This is a genomic window from Acinetobacter sp. BEC1-S18-ESBL-01, from assembly GCF_014169935.1.
Lineage (GTDB): Bacteria > Pseudomonadota > Gammaproteobacteria > Pseudomonadales > Moraxellaceae > Acinetobacter > Acinetobacter pittii.
Window position 1 is genome coordinate 954,237 of the sequence record NZ_AP022302.1, and the last position, 18,634, is coordinate 972,870.

Annotated in this window: 16 protein-coding genes and 1 pseudogene; 8 read left to right on the top strand and 9 right to left on the bottom strand. The window is 37.6% G+C overall.

Features of this window, described 5'->3' with window-relative positions; genetic code table 11:
* Positions 1–29 precede the first annotated feature (29 nt).
* The 4 genes from H7R46_RS04490 to H7R46_RS04505 are packed head-to-tail and all read right to left on the bottom strand — an operon-like array spanning position 30 to position 4,879.
* Positions 30–1,127 carry an ABC transporter permease gene (locus tag H7R46_RS04490; protein WP_005067719.1) on the bottom strand — a complete coding sequence of 366 codons (1,098 nt, stop codon included), beginning with the start codon at positions 1,125–1,127 and terminating at the stop codon, positions 30–32.
* On the bottom strand, positions 1,124–2,254 hold the full coding sequence (locus H7R46_RS04495) for an ABC transporter permease (protein WP_182924244.1): 1,131 nt from the start codon (positions 2,252–2,254) through the stop codon (positions 1,124–1,126). The genes H7R46_RS04490 and H7R46_RS04495 overlap by 4 nt, the downstream gene beginning before the upstream one ends.
* A gap of 3 nt (positions 2,255–2,257) precedes the next feature.
* A complete protein-coding gene (locus H7R46_RS04500) occupies positions 2,258–3,379 on the bottom strand; it encodes an HlyD family secretion protein (protein ID WP_005067723.1) in 1,122 nt (373 codons plus the stop codon).
* A gap of 12 nt (positions 3,380–3,391) precedes the next feature.
* Complete coding sequence (locus H7R46_RS04505) at positions 3,392–4,879, bottom strand: TolC family protein (protein WP_005067726.1); 1,488 nt, start codon at positions 4,877–4,879, stop codon at positions 3,392–3,394.
* 385 nt (positions 4,880–5,264) lie between these two features.
* On the opposite strand from H7R46_RS04505, the gene serC reads away from it, so the two are divergent.
* Positions 5,265–6,344 (top strand): 3-phosphoserine/phosphohydroxythreonine transaminase, encoded by a 1,080-nt coding sequence (gene serC, locus H7R46_RS04510; RefSeq protein WP_005067728.1) that lies wholly within the window; start codon positions 5,265–5,267, stop codon positions 6,342–6,344.
* A 238-nt stretch (positions 6,345–6,582) separates the two neighbouring features.
* On the opposite strand, the gene H7R46_RS04515 is transcribed toward serC, so the two are convergent.
* Positions 6,583–7,524 (bottom strand): hypothetical protein, encoded by a 942-nt coding sequence (locus tag H7R46_RS04515; RefSeq protein WP_005067729.1) that lies wholly within the window; start codon positions 7,522–7,524, stop codon positions 6,583–6,585.
* 246 nt (positions 7,525–7,770) lie between these two features.
* Here H7R46_RS04515 and H7R46_RS04520 point away from each other — a divergent pair, with 246 nt between their 5' ends.
* Both H7R46_RS04520 and H7R46_RS04525 read left to right on the top strand, forming a co-directional pair.
* Positions 7,771–8,259: a YaiI/YqxD family protein gene (locus H7R46_RS04520; RefSeq protein WP_078210287.1), complete on the top strand. Its 489-nt coding sequence runs from the start codon at positions 7,771–7,773 to the stop codon at positions 8,257–8,259.
* Positions 8,260–8,266: 7 nt separating this feature from the next.
* Entirely contained in the window at positions 8,267–9,175 is a 909-nt protein-coding gene (locus H7R46_RS04525; protein ID WP_005067734.1) for a DMT family transporter, read from the top strand.
* 29 nt (positions 9,176–9,204) lie between these two features.
* Here the strand turns inward: H7R46_RS04525 and H7R46_RS19485 are convergent.
* Positions 9,205–9,306: pseudogene (locus H7R46_RS19485) on the bottom strand (PilZ domain-containing protein); the annotation flags it as partial.
* Positions 9,307–9,434: 128 nt separating this feature from the next.
* Here H7R46_RS19485 and H7R46_RS04530 point away from each other — a divergent pair.
* From H7R46_RS04530 to H7R46_RS04540, 3 genes are all read left to right on the top strand, one after another.
* Positions 9,435–10,670 carry a lipoprotein-releasing ABC transporter permease subunit gene (locus H7R46_RS04530; RefSeq protein WP_004790618.1) on the top strand — a complete coding sequence of 412 codons (1,236 nt, stop codon included), beginning with the start codon at positions 9,435–9,437 and terminating at the stop codon, positions 10,668–10,670.
* Entirely contained in the window at positions 10,663–11,349 is a 687-nt protein-coding gene (gene lolD / locus H7R46_RS04535) for a lipoprotein-releasing ABC transporter ATP-binding protein LolD (protein ID WP_002118798.1), read from the top strand. Before H7R46_RS04530 ends, lolD begins: the two co-directional genes overlap by 8 nt.
* Positions 11,350–11,431: 82 nt before the next feature.
* A complete protein-coding gene (locus H7R46_RS04540; protein ID WP_005067740.1) occupies positions 11,432–13,864 on the top strand; it encodes a DNA internalization-related competence protein ComEC/Rec2 in 2,433 nt (810 codons plus the stop codon).
* Here H7R46_RS04540 and H7R46_RS04545 read toward each other — a convergent pair.
* The gene (locus tag H7R46_RS04545) at positions 13,817–14,800 is read right to left on the bottom strand and encodes a lysophospholipid acyltransferase family protein (protein WP_005067743.1); all 984 of its coding nucleotides are present in this window, start codon (positions 14,798–14,800) and stop codon (positions 13,817–13,819) included. The genes H7R46_RS04540 and H7R46_RS04545 overlap by 48 nt on opposite strands.
* Before the next feature lie 133 nt (positions 14,801–14,933).
* On the opposite strand from H7R46_RS04545, the gene sppA reads away from it, so the two are divergent.
* The gene (gene sppA, locus H7R46_RS04550) at positions 14,934–15,950 is read left to right on the top strand and encodes a signal peptide peptidase SppA (protein WP_005067744.1); all 1,017 of its coding nucleotides are present in this window, start codon (positions 14,934–14,936) and stop codon (positions 15,948–15,950) included.
* A 23-nt stretch (positions 15,951–15,973) separates the two neighbouring features.
* Entirely contained in the window at positions 15,974–16,774 is an 801-nt protein-coding gene (locus tag H7R46_RS04555) for an alpha/beta fold hydrolase (RefSeq protein WP_005067745.1), read from the top strand.
* Between the two features lie 74 nt (positions 16,775–16,848).
* On the opposite strand, the gene purN is transcribed toward H7R46_RS04555, so the two are convergent.
* Positions 16,849–17,478: a phosphoribosylglycinamide formyltransferase gene (gene purN, locus H7R46_RS04560; protein ID WP_005067747.1), complete on the bottom strand. Its 630-nt coding sequence runs from the start codon at positions 17,476–17,478 to the stop codon at positions 16,849–16,851.
* Complete coding sequence (purM, locus tag H7R46_RS04565; protein ID WP_017385817.1) at positions 17,475–18,545, bottom strand: phosphoribosylformylglycinamidine cyclo-ligase; 1,071 nt, start codon at positions 18,543–18,545, stop codon at positions 17,475–17,477. Before purM ends, purN begins: the two co-directional genes overlap by 4 nt.
* Positions 18,546–18,634: the final 89 nt, after the last annotated feature.

The window sequence follows — 18,634 nt, forward strand, 5'->3', positions numbered from 1 at the left end:
AAAAGGAAGCATAAGCTTCCTTTTTTATTTTATGAAGAAGATTTTTTAACAAGCCGATAATAAGATAAACTCACCAATATTAATCCAAGGGTTCCAAGAAAAATCAGTTTTGGTACAACCGTGGCTAGTGGAACACCCATCTGATTAAGTTGCACAAACATTTGTACCGCATGTGTTGAGGGTAAACACCACGCAAACCATTGTAGCCATTCAGGCATGGCTTGATGAGGCCAAGCAGCTCCGGTTAATAAGAATAAAGGTACTGAGCTAAATACAATAATATGTCCGGCACGTTCCGGCATATCTAAAAGTGAACCGATCAACATGCCTAGTCCAATAATACAACTAATAAAAATTGGAACGGCAATGAGGAGACCTATAAAATTTCCACCGTGTGGATAGTCATTGAACCACAAGGTAAAACCAAAAAGATAAAAACTGCTTAAACAACCAATAGTAAACAGGCTGGCAAAAATTCCAGCGAAGCGAATAGCTGTAATTTTTTGGTGTTGTTCACGGTAGCTTGCAATCAGCATCGCTAAACCTAACACAATGGTTTGATGGATAATTAAAGAGGCAACAGCCGGAAAAATATAACTTCCATAGCCTGAAAGGGGGTTAAATAAAGGAACCTGATGAATAGAAAGTGCGGGTTGGAAATGAGTGCGCTCTCCAAATTTTTCAATATATTCTTTTAAGGTCGCTTCGATGGATGTAGCTAAGCCTAAACCAATTTCTTTAGTTTTTAAAAAGTTGGTAGTACTTAAATATAAGCCAATTCCGCCTGTTTCTCCGCGGCGTAGGCTCTGTGTTAAGTTATTGGGTAAAAGCAAAATACCATCTGCTTTTTGTTCACGGACCATTTGTTCTGCTTGTAAGAAATTGCTGGTAACAGTAACAATATGAACATGGGGACTATTTGCACTTTGGCCAATCAATTGAGAAGTTAAGAGGCTTTGTTCTTCATCAACAATCACAATAGGAATAGATTCTGCACGCTCAGCTTTATAGGCGGTCGGGTAAAAAAAACTATAAAGAATGACCGATAAAATCAGAGTTGTGAAAACTGAACTATTCCCTACAATATCTTTAAAAGTTTGCAAATATGCATTTAAAAACTCTTTCATTGTGTTACCCCTCGAACTAATTTTTTAAGCAATAGACAACTTAAAAAGAAGTAAATCAGGCAATAACCGATGAGTATTAAAAAAGGAATCATTGAAATGAAAATTGGACTGCCGATCACCCATTGTTCGGTTTGAAGCTTGGCATAAGGGGTATACGGAATAATGAGTGACCAAAATTTGGTGAAAATCGGTGCATTATTTAAAGGTAGCGTAACGCCTGCGAAACTTAAAGATGACCCACCATAGACAGCGATAAAGCCAAAAGTTTTGCTTAAATTTTTGGTTGCTAAAATAACTGTGCTGCTAATCAAAGCATAGGCAAAATAAAGTAGGAACTGTGCGCATAGCAATAAACTAAGAGAACCCGCTACGAACCAGCCACGAATTTCGACTAGCCAAAACATCCATAGCCATGTCCATGCACAAAATATAAGGCTATAAAGCAAATTTTTAGCCAATAAACCTTGTATAAAACTTTCTCGGTTTACCCATGTTGTTAACGTGCCACGTTTCAGTTCTTGTCCAATAGCAAAGGCAACACAGCAACATAACAATAAGTGCAATACAGCAGGAACCATGAAAGGTTCTAAATAAAACTCATAGCTCATACTTGGATTATAAAGCGTTGAGATTTTTACATGAGCTGTAGGAACATCTAAATAGGGAATACTATTTACAAGATAACTTTGACCAGCATAGTCTGCTAAAGCATTGAGAGTACTGACCAGCATTGCTGAAGAAATCGTATTTCCGACACTAAAAAAAGACTGGTTAAATGCAATGCTGATTTGAGCATCTTGCGCTTTCACAAAGCGTTTTTCAGCCCCGTCTGGAATGAAAACATAGCCCCATATTTTGGTTTCATTGAGTAGTTGTTCCGCTTCTGTGGAGCTTGCCGTAATTGTTTTAATATCTACCGTATGATTCAACGAAAGATACTTTTCAATATTACGGCTAAGTTCACTTTGGTCTTGATCAATAATCGCAATTGGTAAGTGTTCAGCTTTACCTGTGTAAAACATGCTGCTAAACATGAAAATGATAAAAGCAGGGATAAGTGTCACCATACACAAATCCCATTTATTGCTTTTTAGATAGTTTAGTTCCCGTAATATACTGGCAAACATGCTTTATTTTTCTTCTTTAATTTTAAATAGAACGCTCATGCCAACCTTTAAATCTTTGACAGGACGTTCAGGCACCAGATGTAATTTAAAGCTACGAATATCATAGCCCCCAGTTTGGCGAGTCGTTTTTATAGTGGCAAATTCACCTTCCGCATCAATATTCTTGATTTTAAAATTCACGTTCTGATTAAGAGCAGGTATGAATCCTTCAAGGGTTTTATTTTTATAAACGGATGCATATTGATTTTCACCGACGTTTAAACTCACCCATAAATCATCATCTTCTAAAATGCTAACAACAGGCACGCCCATAGCGACTAACTCAGAAGGCTTACCATAAGTTTTTGAAACCGTACCTGAAATAGGTGAGAGTAAACGTGTCTCTGCTTCCAGTGCTTTTGCTTCGCTTACCGCTGCTTTTGCAATTTCAACTTGTGCATCTGCTGTAGATTTTTGCTGGCTAGTACTTCCACGTTTTGCACGAGCATATTGTTGATAAGAGGCCTCACTTAATTCTTGAGCAGAAGTTTGAGCTGCAAGCATTTCATCTCGTCTTTGACGCGAAATGACACCTTGTCTATATAAATTTTCACCACGTTGGTAAGTGGTTTTTGCAAGGTTTGCTTGTGCTTTTGTGCTTTGCCAGTTGGCATAGAGAGTATCGATATTTTCTTGTTGCGAACCGCGGTCTACCGTAGATTGAAATGCTAAAGCCGATTGTAAGGTAGCCAAGGCTTGTTGCTTTTTAGCTTCTATTTCCGGGCTAACCAAACGAACAAGGGGCTGACCTTTGGAAATTTTCTGGCCTTCTTGTACATAAATTTCTTCAATACGACTCGGAACTTTTGTGCTTACGTGAATAGTTTCGGCTTCAACTCGGCCTTGTAGTTCAATAGGCTTTGGCTGATAACTTTTCCACAAACCAAAAATAATTAAACCCAATATGGCAATAATGATTACACCAATGATCAGTTTGATTTTTGAATTTTTAGGTGGTTTGGAGTCACTTTTATTTGTGCTTGATTCTTGACGATTGCTAGCTTGTTCATCTTTTTGAACTTGGTTTGTTTCTGCTGTATCCGCAACAGGAGCATCTTGTTCTGAATGAGCTGAGTCTTGATTCATTTTATACTCCTATTAACGGATATAGTCGGTATGTGGTTGATTAACGTAAGCTTTAAATTGATCTATTGAACCGTGACTTTGCAATAGCGTTGCGAGTGACATGACATATTTATAAGCATTTAAAGCCATTTCAGTTTTTAACGCGCTTAATGCATTTTGCGCATCAATCACTTGGGTTGCTGTACCCATTCCTTCACGAAAAGAAAGTTCTTGGATACGTAGGTTTTCTTGAGCAGCATTTACGTTTCTTTGTAAGAGCTGATGACTTTGTTGAGCAGAGTTAAGCTCGTTATATGATTTATTCAAAAGTGCTTCAATCTCTTGTTTAGTTCGTTCAGTCATGAGCTCAGAAGCGTAGCGCTTCAATTCGGCAGCATGAATATTCTTATTTTTATCTACCCCAGAGAATAGGTTGTATTTTGCCATTACACCGACAATCCAGTTTTCATTTTCATCAAGCGCATATTCACCAAATGCAAATAAACTTGGTTTTTTTGCGGCTTGTTGAGCTTGAATATTTACGTTAGCCAGTTGAGTATCCATCTGCATTTTTTGTACAAGGCTAGACTTTTGTGAATAACTGGTTAAAAGTGATTCTAGAGACTGGCTGGGAGTGTTATTTACAAATAACGGTGTACTTAAATCGACATTATTTTGTTGATGTAAAAGATTATTAAGGCTAAAGCGGCTGGCATTTAAGTTGGCTTGAGTATTTTGTAAAGTTCGTTCCGCATTATTACGCGCGACTTCAAATTGCATGCGTTGCCCTTTACTAATAAATCCTTGTTGTTCCAGCTTTAGGGCATTGCTGTAATGTTTTTGCATCGCATTAAAGTTAAATAAGCTACTTGCGACCAGTTGCTGCTGTAATTGCACATTAAAGTAACTTTGTACAACTTCAAATCGCTGTATATCTTGTTGTTGTTGGCTTGAAAGTTCAGAGCGCTGTGCTTGTATATTTGCTATTTTTTTAGCGCTGCTAGTTAAGCCCCCTGTATAGAGAGGCATTACGACTGAAATGGAAGGGCGTACGACCTGATCTTCTATGGTTAGATTCGCATAATCGGGAAAGCGATTTATACCATCATGTATGGTTTGGTTTGCGCCTTCTTGAACTTGTCCCAGCACATCTGATGGAATGACATTGTTCCACTGTGAAAGTTTATCGTTTAGTCCTTGGCTTAAATCATTCTCAAGTTTTTGTTTAAAAGAGCCAAGAGGTACATCTGTTTCACTATGAAAAGCATATGCTCTGACATTTAAATCAACTCGAGGTAATCCGAGGCCCTTTACTGCTTCAGCTTCTAATTGAGATGCTTGCTGTAATGCTTGGTTGGCTTGAGTACTATATGAACTTTTCAAAGCTTGTTGTTCTGCTTCAGCATAACTTAAGCTTCCGGCGTATAAATGATTAGTGAAAAAAAAGCCTAAAGCCAAAGCAAGATGTTTTGGTTTAAATGAAAAGGGAAAAATAGACTGTCTATATCGATGTGTTGGCATTTTAAATAACAATTTTTGGCATCCCTTATAGTTTAAATTTCTTGTTATTAAATTCAATTATCATCTTGTTTATTATACATTTGTATAAAAATATAGTGGTTTTTAGCTCCTTTAATTATTGAATTTACTAAGCCAATATTTTTGTAATAGCTATCAAGGTATGTGAAATTATAATCACAAGTCAAGTTGATCTTTTTGCTTAAAAATTTTTTTAAATGAGGAAGCTGGTCATTAAAACTAAAGAAATAACGACAACAATAATTGAAAAAATAAACCTAAATACAGTCCAGCATTGAAATATTTACTTGAGAAGCTGCTGCAAGCTTAAGCAATCTGTGGTTAAATGCCATTTTTATTGTGTTTGACTTTATACAAGGGAAAAATCATGCGCGCGTACAATTTCTGTGCTGGTCCTGCTGCATTACCTACTGCCGTTTTAGAAAAAGCTCAACAAGAATTGTTGGATTGGCAAGGTAAAGGTCTATCCATCATGGAAATGAGTCACCGTAGTGCTGACTATGTTGCGGTGGCTGAAAAAGCTGAAGCAGATTTACGCAAGTTAATGAATATTCCAGAAAACTATAAAGTACTGTTTTTACAAGGTGGTGCGTCATTACAATTTTCTGCTATCCCTTTAAACCTTTTAGGTAAGAACAGTAAAGCCGATTATATTCACACCGGTATCTGGTCTGAAAAAGCTTTAAAAGAAGCGAAACGTTATGGTGACATTAATGTTGTAGAAGCTGGCATTAAAGTAGATGGCAAGTTCGCAATTTCTGAACAAAGCGAATGGAATTTATCTGACGATGCAGCATATGTACATTATGCGGATAATGAAACGATTGGCGGCTTACAATTCGCAGGAATTCCTGATGTAAAAGCACCACTTGTTTGTGACTATTCATCAAGTATTTTATCTGCTCCATTAGATGTGACCAAGTTTGGTTTAATCTATGCTGGCGCACAGAAAAATATTGGTCCTGCTGGTTTAACAATTGTCATTATTCGTGATGACTTACTTGATCAGGCTAAACCAGAAATTCCAAGTATTTTAAAATATGGCGACCAAGCCAAAAATGGTTCTATGGTAAATACACCATCGACTTACGCATGGTACTTGTCTGGTTTGGTATTTGAATGGTTGCTAGAGCAGGGTGGGGTAGAGGCTATTCATAAAGTGAACCTTGAAAAAGCTCAGTTGTTATATGGTTATATCGACTCAAGCGATTTCTACAATAATCCGATCGCAATTCCAAACCGTTCAATTATGAATGTACCGTTTACCTTGGCAGACGAAGCTTTAGAAAAGCAATTCTTAAAAGAAGCGGAAGCTAATCACTTGTTGAATTTAGCTGGCCACCGTTCTGTCGGCGGTATGCGTGCAAGTATTTATAATGCCGTACCATTAGAAGGCGTACAGGCTTTAATCAACTTTATGGATGATTTTGCAAAGCGTAATGGTTAAGCAAATCAAATAAATAAAGCCCTCAAATGAGGGCTTTATTTATTGAATAAGTTATAAATTAAAAAGGCACTAAACCAAACTGGTGCATGAATATGGCAGCTAAGAACATACCCAAGACAAAAAAGCAAAACGCACCAGTATCGACCTTTACGCGCAGGCTACTGGATTGAATGAGGCTGGTAGTTTGTTCGGGTATAATCTTCATTCAATAACCTAATTATTAAAATATTAGTGAAATTCAATTAGTTTCACCCTTTTTAGCACAAATAGTCGCCTGAATCCAGATATTACCGCGAATATATTCGCCAATATTAAAGTTTTTATACAAATCGTTTTTGGTCGCAATGCGCACTAATATGGCAGGAAGATCATCTTCTAAAACCAAAGTGACATCATAAAGGGTATATTCTGCCCCCATAAATGTCATAGAAGTTTTACCAACAATATTACCTTGGAACCATGCTTCGTCTTCTTGACCAAGATTTTCACCATATAAATAGGCGACCATTTTAGAAAAATCAACGGTTACAGGTTCTTGATCTTCTGGAGTTTTTGGTTGCCATTCATTAATGAGTTCCTGTAAGTTTTCAGGAGCAACACCATTATGTTCAGTTAAAATTGCATTTAATGCACGGTGATGTTTAATAGAAGCGGGGTCATCAACAATGATTTTTTCACCTGCTGGAACAGATTCTAATTCATAAGCCCATGCATTAAATTGGACTTGATAGTTTTGATTTTTATCATATTGACAATAGTTAACACTAAATAAATTATCAAATGCATAAACAGTTGTATTTTTATTTAGTCTTAAACTTAACACGGCTTGTGTAGCAGAGTCGCAAGTAATGATGCGTTCAATTTTCGCATTATATTGATATGGACTTTCAAAACTTGGGAAGGCTGTTTTAAGCGCACGAGGTTTTTGGTTTTCAACAGCAATAATTTGATTGATCGTAACTTTTTGATCTTGTGGACCTTGAATGAGCCAAAAAGATTGGTCCATGTCTTCTTCATGCTCACACAAACCCATTGGCATTACAGGTGCATCAAGTGCCAGTCCTAACCATTTTGGTACATCTGTTTCGGGATGGGACGTCAATAGATTCCAATGTTCTCCATGACTACCAAAATTTTGGTCATTTACTTTAATAACTTCTGGACTGTTTTGATTTTTCATAAGCACGATGCTGTTGGGTTCACATTACTTGTTATATTAAATCGAGGGTGTTTGCTATTTTTCAAGTCACCATATGTAAATTCTCTTGTAAAAGCGCGTATTTAGTCATTTAAAAAGAAGCGCCGTTTCTATTTATAAGTTAAAAGTACGTTTAACTTATAAAAAATTTAAATGTTGAAATTAAAAATTAGTTTAATGGTTATTTTTACTCACCTTAGAAAAGCATCTGTTAGACTAATATTTTTAGTGGAAATAGAGAATAACGTGCTGCCATTTAAGCTATGGGTAGACGCAGACGCCTTACCGAAAATTTTACGTGAAGTGATTTTACGTGCATCAGATCGTTATCAATTAGAAGTCATTTTTGTAGCCAATCAAAATGTTGGGATTACGCCTTCAGTACGAATCAAATCAATACAGGTTCTAAGTGGTGCCGACCAAGCAGATAAAGAAATAGTTGATCGTATGGTTGAAAATGACATTGTCATTACGCAGGATATTCCACTGGCAGCTCAGGTGATTGAGAAAGGTGGCGTTGCTATTCATCCCCGTGGTGAAGTCTATACAACGGCGAATGTTAAAGCGCGTTTACATCTACGTGATTTCATGGATACGCTCCGTGGTGCAGGTGTGCAAACTGGTGGACCGCCTCCTATTTCCGAGCGAGATAAACGTGAATTTTCAAGTTCATTAGATCAAACGATTTTAAAGCAAAAACGTAAAACAGCTAAGTGAGCATCGCATGCCATCGCAAACCAATTTGGCTCTAACCTATGCCTTGTTAGTGTTTATCTGGGCAACAACTCCGTTGGCAATTGTCTGGAGTGTGTCTGATTTGCATCTGATGTGGGCATTGTTATTACGCTTTTTTATTGCACTGCCTTTGGCTGTCATCATATTGCTAATTTTGAGAACACCTTTTCCAACGCATCGACAAGCAGTTCATAGCTACATTGCTGGATCTTTTAGCTTAATTGGTTCTCAAATTTTCACTTATGCCGCAACCCAATATTTAAGTTCAGGCATGATTGCGCTTATGTTTGGCTTAGCACCGATTATGGCGGGGCTTATTGGTCGGTTTGCTTTTGGCCAACAACTTTATAAGCTGCAATGGTTGGGTATGGCAATTGCGGTCTGTGGGTTAGCTATTATTTGTCTGAGCGGTGCGAATCAGCATGTACACCCGTTTGGTATTGTTCTTATGCTGATCAGTGTGTTTGTTTATTCATTTTCAATTTTCTGGGTTAAGAAAGTTAATGCACAGATCCAGCCGATGGCTCAGGCAACAGGCTCTATTTTAGTGTCTTCTATTTTTGCTAGTTGTTTTATTCCATTTATTTGGCAATATGCACCAACACATTTGCCGGAAGCCAAATCTTTATTTGCCTTAATTTATACGGTACTTATGGCTTCACTCGTTGCCATGTTCTGTTATTTCAAACTTATACAAAATATTCAGGCAACGACTTTATCTTTAACGACAGTTATTACACCTATGTTAGCAATGATAATTGGAGCTGCTTTAAACCATGAACAACTTTCAATTATGGTTTTCGTTGGCGCTTTCATTATCTTATCTGGACTCTTTTTATATTTCTATAAAGACATTCAGGCAAACCGGAACTTTGCTCAACATATGAAGTCTAAATAGGAGAAGATTTGGGTAATTTGTTGAGCTTATTCATTAAATTGTTCTAATTCGTAGCGAAATGCACGATCAAATTGATCTCCCAACTCAACTAGTAGAAAATAGCGCAGCAATATAATATTAGGATTATTAAGGATAAGTCAGAACTTACTGATTTTTAAACCTTAATACAGCATCTAACGGTATGGCCAAATAGTAGATGTGGGTGCAATTTGACATCAACATCTTATATTTTCCATCAATGACCTTGGATTTAGAAGGTATGTTTAAACCAATCTCACTGTATATAGGGTTGAGATATACTCGCGCAAGACGCAGTAATCATTTTATTTCTTTTATTGCATTGGTTTCGATGGTCGGTTTGACACTAGGTGTCGCTGTGCTGATTACAGTACTTTCTGTCATGAACGGTTTCGATCGCGAATTGAAAAACCGTGTGTTAGGAATGGTGCCGCAAGCAACAGTTTCATCTACACAAATCCTCACGGATTGGCCTGAACTCGTGAAGCGAGTTGAACATCATCCACATGTAACAGGGGTTGCACCTTTTACGCAATTGCAAGGTATGTTAACTGCGCAAGGGCAAGTCGCTGGTATTATGGTGACGGGTATTGACCCAAAATATGAAAAGAATGTCTCTATTATTCAAAATCATATTGTTGCCGGGAGTTTAGATTCACTTAAAAAGGGTGAATTTGGTATTGTGCTTGGTAAAGATATGGCTGATTCATTGGGCTTACGTCTAAATGACAGCGTGACATTGGTTTTACCTGAAGCAACGCCATCTCCAGCAGGTGTTGTACCTCGTTTCAAGCGTTTTAAAGTGGTTGGTATTTTTAGTGTAGGCGCTGAAGTCGACTCTATGGTGGGTTATATCGCCCTATACGATGCTTCAACCTTATTACGCTTACCAGATGGTGCCCAAGGTGTCCGTTTAAAACTAGATGATATTTTTGCAGCGCCGCAAGTTGCTGACGACTTAGTAAAAAGTTTACCAAGCAATTTCTACGCGACGAACTGGACCTATACGCATGGTAATTTATTTAATGCCATTCAAATGGAAAAAACTCTAGTCGGTTTATTGCTTGTCCTTATTATTGTGGTTGCAGCATTTAATATTGTTTCATCATTGGTCATGGTGGTGACTGATAAAAAATCTGATATCGCAATTTTGCGTACATTAGGCGCTTCGCCGTCGATGATCACTAAAATATTTATGGTTCAAGGTACCGTGATTGGGGTGATTGGTACAGTTGCAGGTACGGTTTTAGGTGTAATTTTAGCTTTAACCATTAGCGATATCATTTCATGGTTTAACAATGTGTTGGGCTTAAATCTATTTGATGCTTACTTTGTACATTACCTTCCTTCTTATTTAAGATGGCAAGATGTGACGATTATCGTGATTGTTTCTTTACTTTTAAGCTTCTTGGCGACTATTTATCCGGCACTTCGTGCTGCCAAAGTTCAACCTGCTGAGGCACTGCGCTATGAGTAAAATTGTTTTAGAAGCGAAAGAAATATATAAACATTTTGATGACGGAAAATCTAAAGTTGAAGTCATTAAAGGTCTTTCTTTACAAGTTGAAGCAGGGCAGTTTGTTTCTATTGTCGGTGCGAGTGGTTCAGGTAAAAGTACTTTGCTTCATGTGCTAGGTGGTTTAGAGCAGCCAACTCAAGGGCAAGTATTTTTAAATGGTCAACGTTTTGATAATTTAGGTGAAGCTGAACGTGGTTTTCAGCGTAACCAATACCTAGGTTTTGTTTATCAATTTCATCATTTATTACCTGAGTTTTCTGCGCTTGAAAATGTGGCGATGCCTTTAATGCTTCGTGCAGATAGCCAATTTAAATCGGTAAAAGCGCAAGCTGAATATTTACTTGATCGAGTTGGGTTATCTCATCGTATGGATCATAAGCCAGGTGAGCTTTCGGGTGGTGAGCGCCAACGTGTGGCTTTAGCGCGTGCTTTAGTCACTAAACCTGCGGTTGTTCTGGCTGATGAACCTACAGGTAATTTAGATCGTAAAACAGCTCTAGGTATTTTTGAATTACTGACCGATCTTAAGAAAGAACTCAATATGGCAATGTTAATTGTGACCCATGATGAGCATTTAGCTCAGGCTGCTGATTCTATTTTGCACATGCAAGATGGACTCTGGGTGAGTGGTTCTTAAAAATTGTCATTAAATCACATTGTTAAAGCCCACTGAGTTGGGCTTTAATTTTGCCCCTAAAAAGATAACGATATGATTTTAAATGTTAAAGCTTATTTTAATGGGGTGGGTTGTAGGTATTGCATTTATGGGGATAGATATCCCTTTAATAATGCAATATGGGTGGTTAGGTAAAGTCTTGCTTGTTATCGGCTTTATTTTTTATATTTTTAAGAGAAATTTATTCTTAAATCGCCCCATATTAAAAACCATTTACTGTTTAGTCTGCGCTATTAGTTTTTTTACTATAGGACATCAATATGCTCAGTATGCCTTAAATGAAAGATTAGAACTGCGACAAATGCAGCCTAAATCTTTAGATATTATTGTGTATGTCGACCGTATAAGTGAAGAAAAAGAAGATAAGACACAGCAACCCGTTCAGGTATTAGGGCAGTCCTTACATCCCGTCAATTGGCTATTATATTTAAAAAATCAAAAAGTAAACTCAGCCATAGATGAGCCAAAATTAAAATTAGGTCATTATTATCGAATTTCTGGCAAAACCAAACCTGCTCATAGTTACGCAGTGGCTGGTGTTTTTGACCAAGAACAGTGGTTCATTCAACGAAATATAATGTCTGGTTTTAGTGTTCAGCATATTGAGCCTTTAAGCTCTGATGAAATTTATCAGTTGGGTTATCAACATCATTTAAAAGAGCAACAAAAATTCTTTAACAGACAAAAGTTAAATGTAGAAAAGCTGCGCCTAACATTTAGATTAATGTTAAAACAATCTCCTTTGCAAAATAAAGGTCTGTTATTAGCTTTGTTAACAGGGGACGAAAGTCTCTTAAATGATGAGATTAAAAATCAATTTAAGGAATTAGGAATCTCTCATTTGTTAGCCATTTCAGGGCCTCATGTACTCATTTTTGCCATCATGTTATCTTGGGTATTACATCAATTAATAAGACGTTATTATCCGCAGCTTTATTTGCGTCAACCTAAACAAATTTGGACCATGATTCCATTATGTTTTGGTGTTTTGATTTATACGGCATTTGTTGGTTTTGAAATTCCTGCCTTAAGAACTTTACTCTCAGTATTTTTATTTGCTTCTTTGGTATTAATTAAACTGCCTGTTAAGCCATTTTCACTCTTGGTTTATAGTGCAAGTCTACTTTTACTTTTCGATCCCTTCAGTGTTTTATCCGCAGGATTTTGGCTGTCTTATGGTTCTTGCTTTATTTTATTACGGATTTATCAAACTATAGAGCAGGCTCCAAATGTTATTTCAACTAGTCTGCTATCTAGAATCATTCTTTTCAGTAAAATTTTAATTGAATCTCAAGGCAAAATATTTATTGCCTTATGTCCTCTAATGTTGATTTTCTTTCAACAGATTTCATGGGTTGCTCCTTTTACAAATATTATTGCAGTTCCTTTACTCGGAGGAGTGATTGTTCCTTTAAATATTTTTGCAGCTTGTGTATGGCTTATTTTTAAATCATTCGGAAATTTACTTTTTCAAATTAATGACGTCCTGATTAGTATAGTACTGTCATGTTTTAATCTTTTAGAAAAGTTATCTCTACCATTACAAGGTTTTAGCCTCACACCACTTGATTTAGTGTGCCTTAGCTTCGTTATTATTATCTTATTTTTACCGTGTGGGGTTTTACCCAAATCTTGGGGGCTAATATGCTGTTTACCCTTGATCATTCCAGATAAGTCGTCCCAGCAAATTCAATTAAATATTATAGATGTAGGACAGGGGCAATCTATATTCTTGCAGCACACGCAGCAGACATGGCTCATCGATACGGGTGGGTCTTATGATGAGAAAGCTTTTAGTATTGGTCAAAATGTGGTGATTCCATATTTACGTCAAAAGGAAATTAAACAACTGGATCACGTCGTACTGTCTCATCTTGATCAAGATCATAGCGGAGCATTTCCTTCAATCGCTCAGGCTTTTCCTATTAAACAAGTCATATCAAATGAATTATGGGCAGAGCAAATTAAAGAACCATTTACCTATTGTCATCAAGGTCAAAAATGGCAATATCCACAATTAGATATTGAAATTCTTTGGCCTAAAGAAAAAGATTTAAACTTAGTTTCTTCAAATCAAAATCAATATTCTTGTGTGGTTTATATTCATTTAAAACAGATAAATGGCTATCAAAATTATTTAATTATGGGCGATGCAGGGTGGGAAGCAGAATATCAACTCATGAAAGAATATCCTGATTTAAAGGTAGATGTTTTGGTATTAGGACATCATGGGAGTAAGCATAGTTCAGCTTACGACTTTTTAGCGACTCTAAAACCAAAGCTTGTTATTGCTTCAGCTGGCTTCAATAATCGTTATGGTCATCCAAGCAAAGAGGTTTTAGCGAGAATACAAGAGCTTAATATTCCATTTAAAAGCACAGTTGAGCAAGGAACATTAAGCTTTGTATCTCGCAATCAAGAGATGGTTTTATACACTCGACGTTTCGAGCGTATTTGGCTTCACAGGAGTTTGTGAAGCTTCTGCTTTAAGTCTATCTACAATTTGAAGTGCTTCATTCGGATCAATATTGTAAATATTATCTAAAGCGGGATTTGCTTTAAAACGTTTATAACTCCAGTGATAGTGTTCTGGATAATGTTGGATCAGTTGTTCAATGGCTTGATGAATAACAAAGGTTCCATCATCGGCACTACCTTCGTAAATCTTCTCATCCATAGGTTCAATATGCATCGTAAAACCGTCGTGTTCATTACGAATCGCATAAAGAAATAATGCTTTGGCTTTTGTTTTTTGGATGAGCTTGGCGCTTAAATTACTTGAGGCAAGTGGTACACCAAAATAATTGATCATATCCCCACCAACATTAGGTGTATGGTCGGGTAAAATTACAGTGGTTTCGCCTTGTTTGAGTGCTTTAAAAATTTGTCGAACACCAGTCTCATCGGTAGGTACCAAGTTGGCTTGTTCACGACTACGTGCTTCTCGAACAAAACGGTCTGCATCTTCATTTTTTACAGGCTTGTATAAAATAGTCATGGAAGTGAACTGAGCACACCAAGCATTCATGATTTCCCATGTACCAAAATGTGGAACAATCAAAACCACACCTTTTTTTGCTGCCAGTGCTTCATGAAAGTAATGTTCACCTTCAATATGGTGAATACGTGAAATATTCTTACTATTTGATGAGCCCCAAATACTTAAAAACTCGAAGTATGAGGTTAACTCGTTACGAATAGCTTGTTGTGTAATATCTATTCGTTGCTGTGGTGTTAAGTGGGGAAGAGCAATTTGTAAGTTAAGTTCTATACTTTTTGATGTTCTAGTAATTTTTAAAGTATTGACTAACCCTGCCAACATACGGGCAATAAAACGTCCAAATTGAATGGGTTGACGGCTAAAAGTTTTGAGTAAGTAATAGTTCATGCTTTTTACATCTAGTTTGGTCATCTATCGCGGTAAAAAGGAGGCAACAAGTAAAAAAAGATAAAAATATTATAAATGAAATCATATAATTTAGACAGTTTTTATCAAATCAACGTATATAATGACATCATTTTAGATTGATTTGGATTGGAATTTTATGTCCGATTGGCCACCAAAACCACAAAATGAACCTATAATCCCTAAACAAAATGGACCAGAATGGCAAATTCTTGAGAAGGCTGTACTCGCTTCAGTAGAAGAGCAACGCCGTAGTCGTCGTTGGGGTATCTTCTTTAAAACATTAACTTTTATTTATTTACTATTCATTATTGTACTCATGGGCAAAGGCTGTTCAACCAGCAAAGAAGGCTCTGCTGTAAGTAGCAGTAGTGCTCATTTGGCAGTGGTGGATATTATTGGAACAATTGATGCTTCGAGTAATCAAGCGGTAAATAGTGAAGATACGAATAAAGCGCTTAAACGTGCTTTTGAAGCCTCAAATAGTAAGGCTGTTGCACTTAACATTAATTCACCTGGCGGTTCTCCAGTTCAGTCTGATGAAATCTGGCAGGAAATTCGTTATTTAAAAAAACAGCACCCTGATAAGAAAGTTTATGCCGTTATTGGTGATATGGGAGCATCGGGTGCGTACTATATCGCTTCTGCTGCGGATGAGATTATTGTCAACCCATCAAGTTTAGTGGGCTCAATTGGTGTAATCATGCCTAACTATGGTATTACTGGTTTAGCTCAGAAGCTCGGTATTGAAGACCGCACTTTAACTGCCGGAACGAATAAAGACATTTTAAGTATGACAAAACCGATTGATCCTGCTCAAAAGCAACATATTCAATCTGTTCTTGATAATGTTCATACTCACTTTATTACCGCAGTGAAAGAAGGGCGTGGAAAGCGTTTGAAATCGAATGATCCAGCTATTTTTTCTGGTTTATTCTGGACGGGTGAACAAGCAATTCAATTAGGTGTTGCTGACCGTTCAGGTAATATTACGAGCTTGATGCGTGAACTAAACCTTGATAATAAAGTTGACTACACAATTGAGCGTAACCCACTACAATCCATTTTGGGTCGTATGGGGGCACAAATCGGGCAAGGAGTAAGTGAATCTATTGCTCAAGAGGTGCAGACTAGTCAAAGCGCAAAATTACAATAAATCTGTATTTTTAGGATAACGGTATGTCAATGAAACCGGTTATACACTTTGCGCATGCCAATGGTGTGCCATCTATGGTGTATCAAAAATTGTTTGATCAATTAAAAGATGAGTATGACGTAATTTATGTTCCACTCATTGGTCCCGACAAACGTTATCCTGTGACTAACCATTGGCCTGCTTTGGTTGATCAAGTTATTGATAGTATTGTGCATCAGGCGAAAGGGCGTAAAGTCATCGGATTAGGTCATTCTCTTGGTTCGGTTTTAACATTGATGGCATCTTTTCGACGTCCTGAACTGTTTTCTCAAATCATTATGTTAGATCCGCCTCTTATTTTAGGGCGATATTCGTTTGCTTTTCATATGGCAAAGTTATTTCGCCCTAAATTGGTTGATGCGATGACACCGGCGGGCTTATCTGCACGTCGTCGTGAACATTGGGAATCCAGAGAGCAGGCGGCTGAGTTACTTCGTCCTAAAGGATTTTATAAAGATTTTGATGAAGATTGTTTTCAGGCTTATATTGATTATGCTTTGAAAGAAGATTCGATTCGCGGTGGAGTAACTTTAACGATTTCTCGTGAAGATGAAGTTGCAATTTTCCGTAAAAATCCTTCTTGGTGGTGGCTGCCTATGCCAAAACCTAAGATGCCTGTGCATTTAGTTGTGGGTAAAGGAAGTGACTTCTTAAAAAGAGGCTTTCCTCAAATGGCAAAGCGAAAAATGGGAATCCCATTTACTGTGGTTGAAGGGGGCCATATGTTCCCTCTAGAGCATCCTATTGATACAGTAAATTCTATAAAGAAATTGATTCATCATTAATTAAATTAATTTAAAGCTTATAAAAAAGGACATGCCAGCATGTCCTTTTTTAATTTTGTTTGCTAGTAAATACTTTACCAACTTGCAAAACGAATAGGGTCTTTTAGAACTTGATTACGGAAATAGGCTTGCCCATCTTTCCATGTAAGTTGACCGTTACACAGCCACTCTGCAACTTGTGGGTAGATAAAGTGCTCAAGTGTGTGCACTCGATCTGCTAATGAAGCGGCAGTATCATGTTCTTGAACTGATATAGCTGATTGGGCAATAGATTGACCAGAATCCAGTTCAGCAGTTACAAAGTGTACGGTACAACCATGCAAACGATCACCTGTGTTTAAAACACGTTGATGAGTATTCACACCTTTGTAAGCTGGAAGAAGCGAGGGATGTATATTCAGCATTTTCCCTTGCCATTTGTTGACAAAGGTGGGTGTTAAGATACGCATGAAGCCAGCTAAAATAACTACATCTACTTCCCAAGCTAAGAGTTGCTGATGCATTGCCTCATCAAAAACTTCGCGCGTTGGAAAGTCTTTATGGGAGATAACAGCGGTAGCAATATTGGCTTTTTGAGCACGCTCTAGGGCATAAGCATCTGCTTTATTAGACAGTACACCTACAATTTGCCCTGATAGATTTGCATCTATCAAGGCCTGTAAATTACTGCCATTCCCAGAGACTAGAACAGCAATTTTTATCATGCAAAGATCACACGAATTTTTTCGTCTGCACCTTCCACTGACTCAGCATTTTCTTGGATATGTCCAATTTTCCAAGCTTTTTCACCTTGAGCATTAAGTACTTCAATTGTTTTTTCAGCATCATTTGCATCAACAGCAATAACCATACCTACGCCACAGTTAAACGTACGGTACATTTCAAAGCGTTCTACATTGCCTTCGCGTTGTAGAAGTTGGAACAATTCAGGCCATTCCCAAGAAGATTCATCAATAACTGCTTGTGCACCATTTGGTAATACACGAGGTAAGTTACCTGGTAAACCACCACCAGTAATGTGTGCCATAGCATGAACATCAACTTGTTTGCAGAGTTCAAGAACCGGTTTTACATAAATACGAGTTGGTTCCATTGCTACGTCAGCAAGAGGACGACCATCAATCGTTTGAGTTAAATCAACGTTTTTAACGTCTAAAATTTTACGTAGTAATGAGTAACCATTCGAGTGAGCACCACTTGATGCAACACCGATAAGTACGTCACCAGACTTTACTTTAGAGCCATCAATAATTTTGCTTTGCTCAACAACACCAACTGCAAAACCAGCAAGATCGTAATCTTCACCTTCGTACATGCCTGGCATTTCCGCGGTTTCACCACCTACAAGTGCGCAACCTGCAAGCTCACAACCTTTACCAATACCAGTAACAACATTTGCAGCAACGTCAACATTTAAGTGACCAGTCGCGTAATAATCAAGGAAGAATAATGGTTCTGCGCCACAAACTAAAAGGTCGTTTACGCACATAGCCACAAGGTCTTGGCCGATTGTGTCATGACGATTGAGATTAAGGGCCAAACGTAATTTAGTTCCTACACCATCGGTTCCAGAAACTAAAACAGGCTCTTCATAACCTTTAGGAATTTTGCATAGTGCACCAAAGCCACCAAGCCCGCCCATTACTTCAGGACGACTTGTACGTTTAGCGACTGACTTGATACGATCGACCAGTGCGTCGCCCGCTTCAATGTCGACACCCGCATCTTTGTAGCTTAAACCGGTATTTGGGGTAGAAGTTGAGTTGCTCATAAATGAAGTCTCCGCATTGGCGGCAGATTATAACCTGAATATACGAAACTCTTATGTTATTTATGCTCGAAAATGCTATCTTTAATAAA

Coding starts and splice junctions, on each gene's coding strand:
- serC (WP_005067728.1), top strand. CDS start 5,265: ATGCGCGCGTACAATTTCTGTGCTGGTCCTGCTGCATTACCTACTGCC.
- H7R46_RS04555 (WP_005067745.1), top strand. CDS start 15,974: ATGTCAATGAAACCGGTTATACACTTTGCGCATGCCAATGGTGTGCCA.
- sppA (WP_005067744.1), top strand. CDS start 14,934: ATGTCCGATTGGCCACCAAAACCACAAAATGAACCTATAATCCCTAAA.
- H7R46_RS04545 (WP_005067743.1), bottom strand. CDS start 14,800: ATGACCAAACTAGATGTAAAAAGCATGAACTATTACTTACTCAAAACT.
- H7R46_RS04525 (WP_005067734.1), top strand. CDS start 8,267: ATGCCATCGCAAACCAATTTGGCTCTAACCTATGCCTTGTTAGTGTTT.
- H7R46_RS04515 (WP_005067729.1), bottom strand. CDS start 7,524: ATGAAAAATCAAAACAGTCCAGAAGTTATTAAAGTAAATGACCAAAAT.
- H7R46_RS04505 (WP_005067726.1), bottom strand. CDS start 4,879: ATGCCAACACATCGATATAGACAGTCTATTTTTCCCTTTTCATTTAAA.
- lolD (WP_002118798.1), top strand. CDS start 10,663: ATGAGTAAAATTGTTTTAGAAGCGAAAGAAATATATAAACATTTTGAT.
- H7R46_RS04530 (WP_004790618.1), top strand. CDS start 9,435: ATGTTTAAACCAATCTCACTGTATATAGGGTTGAGATATACTCGCGCA.
- H7R46_RS04500 (WP_005067723.1), bottom strand. CDS start 3,379: ATGAATCAAGACTCAGCTCATTCAGAACAAGATGCTCCTGTTGCGGAT.
- purM (WP_017385817.1), bottom strand. CDS start 18,545: ATGAGCAACTCAACTTCTACCCCAAATACCGGTTTAAGCTACAAAGAT.
- H7R46_RS04495 (WP_182924244.1), bottom strand. CDS start 2,254: ATGTTTGCCAGTATATTACGGGAACTAAACTATCTAAAAAGCAATAAA.
- purN (WP_005067747.1), bottom strand. CDS start 17,478: ATGATAAAAATTGCTGTTCTAGTCTCTGGGAATGGCAGTAATTTACAG.
- H7R46_RS04540 (WP_005067740.1), top strand. CDS start 11,432: ATGTTAAAGCTTATTTTAATGGGGTGGGTTGTAGGTATTGCATTTATG.
- H7R46_RS04490 (WP_005067719.1), bottom strand. CDS start 1,127: ATGAAAGAGTTTTTAAATGCATATTTGCAAACTTTTAAAGATATTGTA.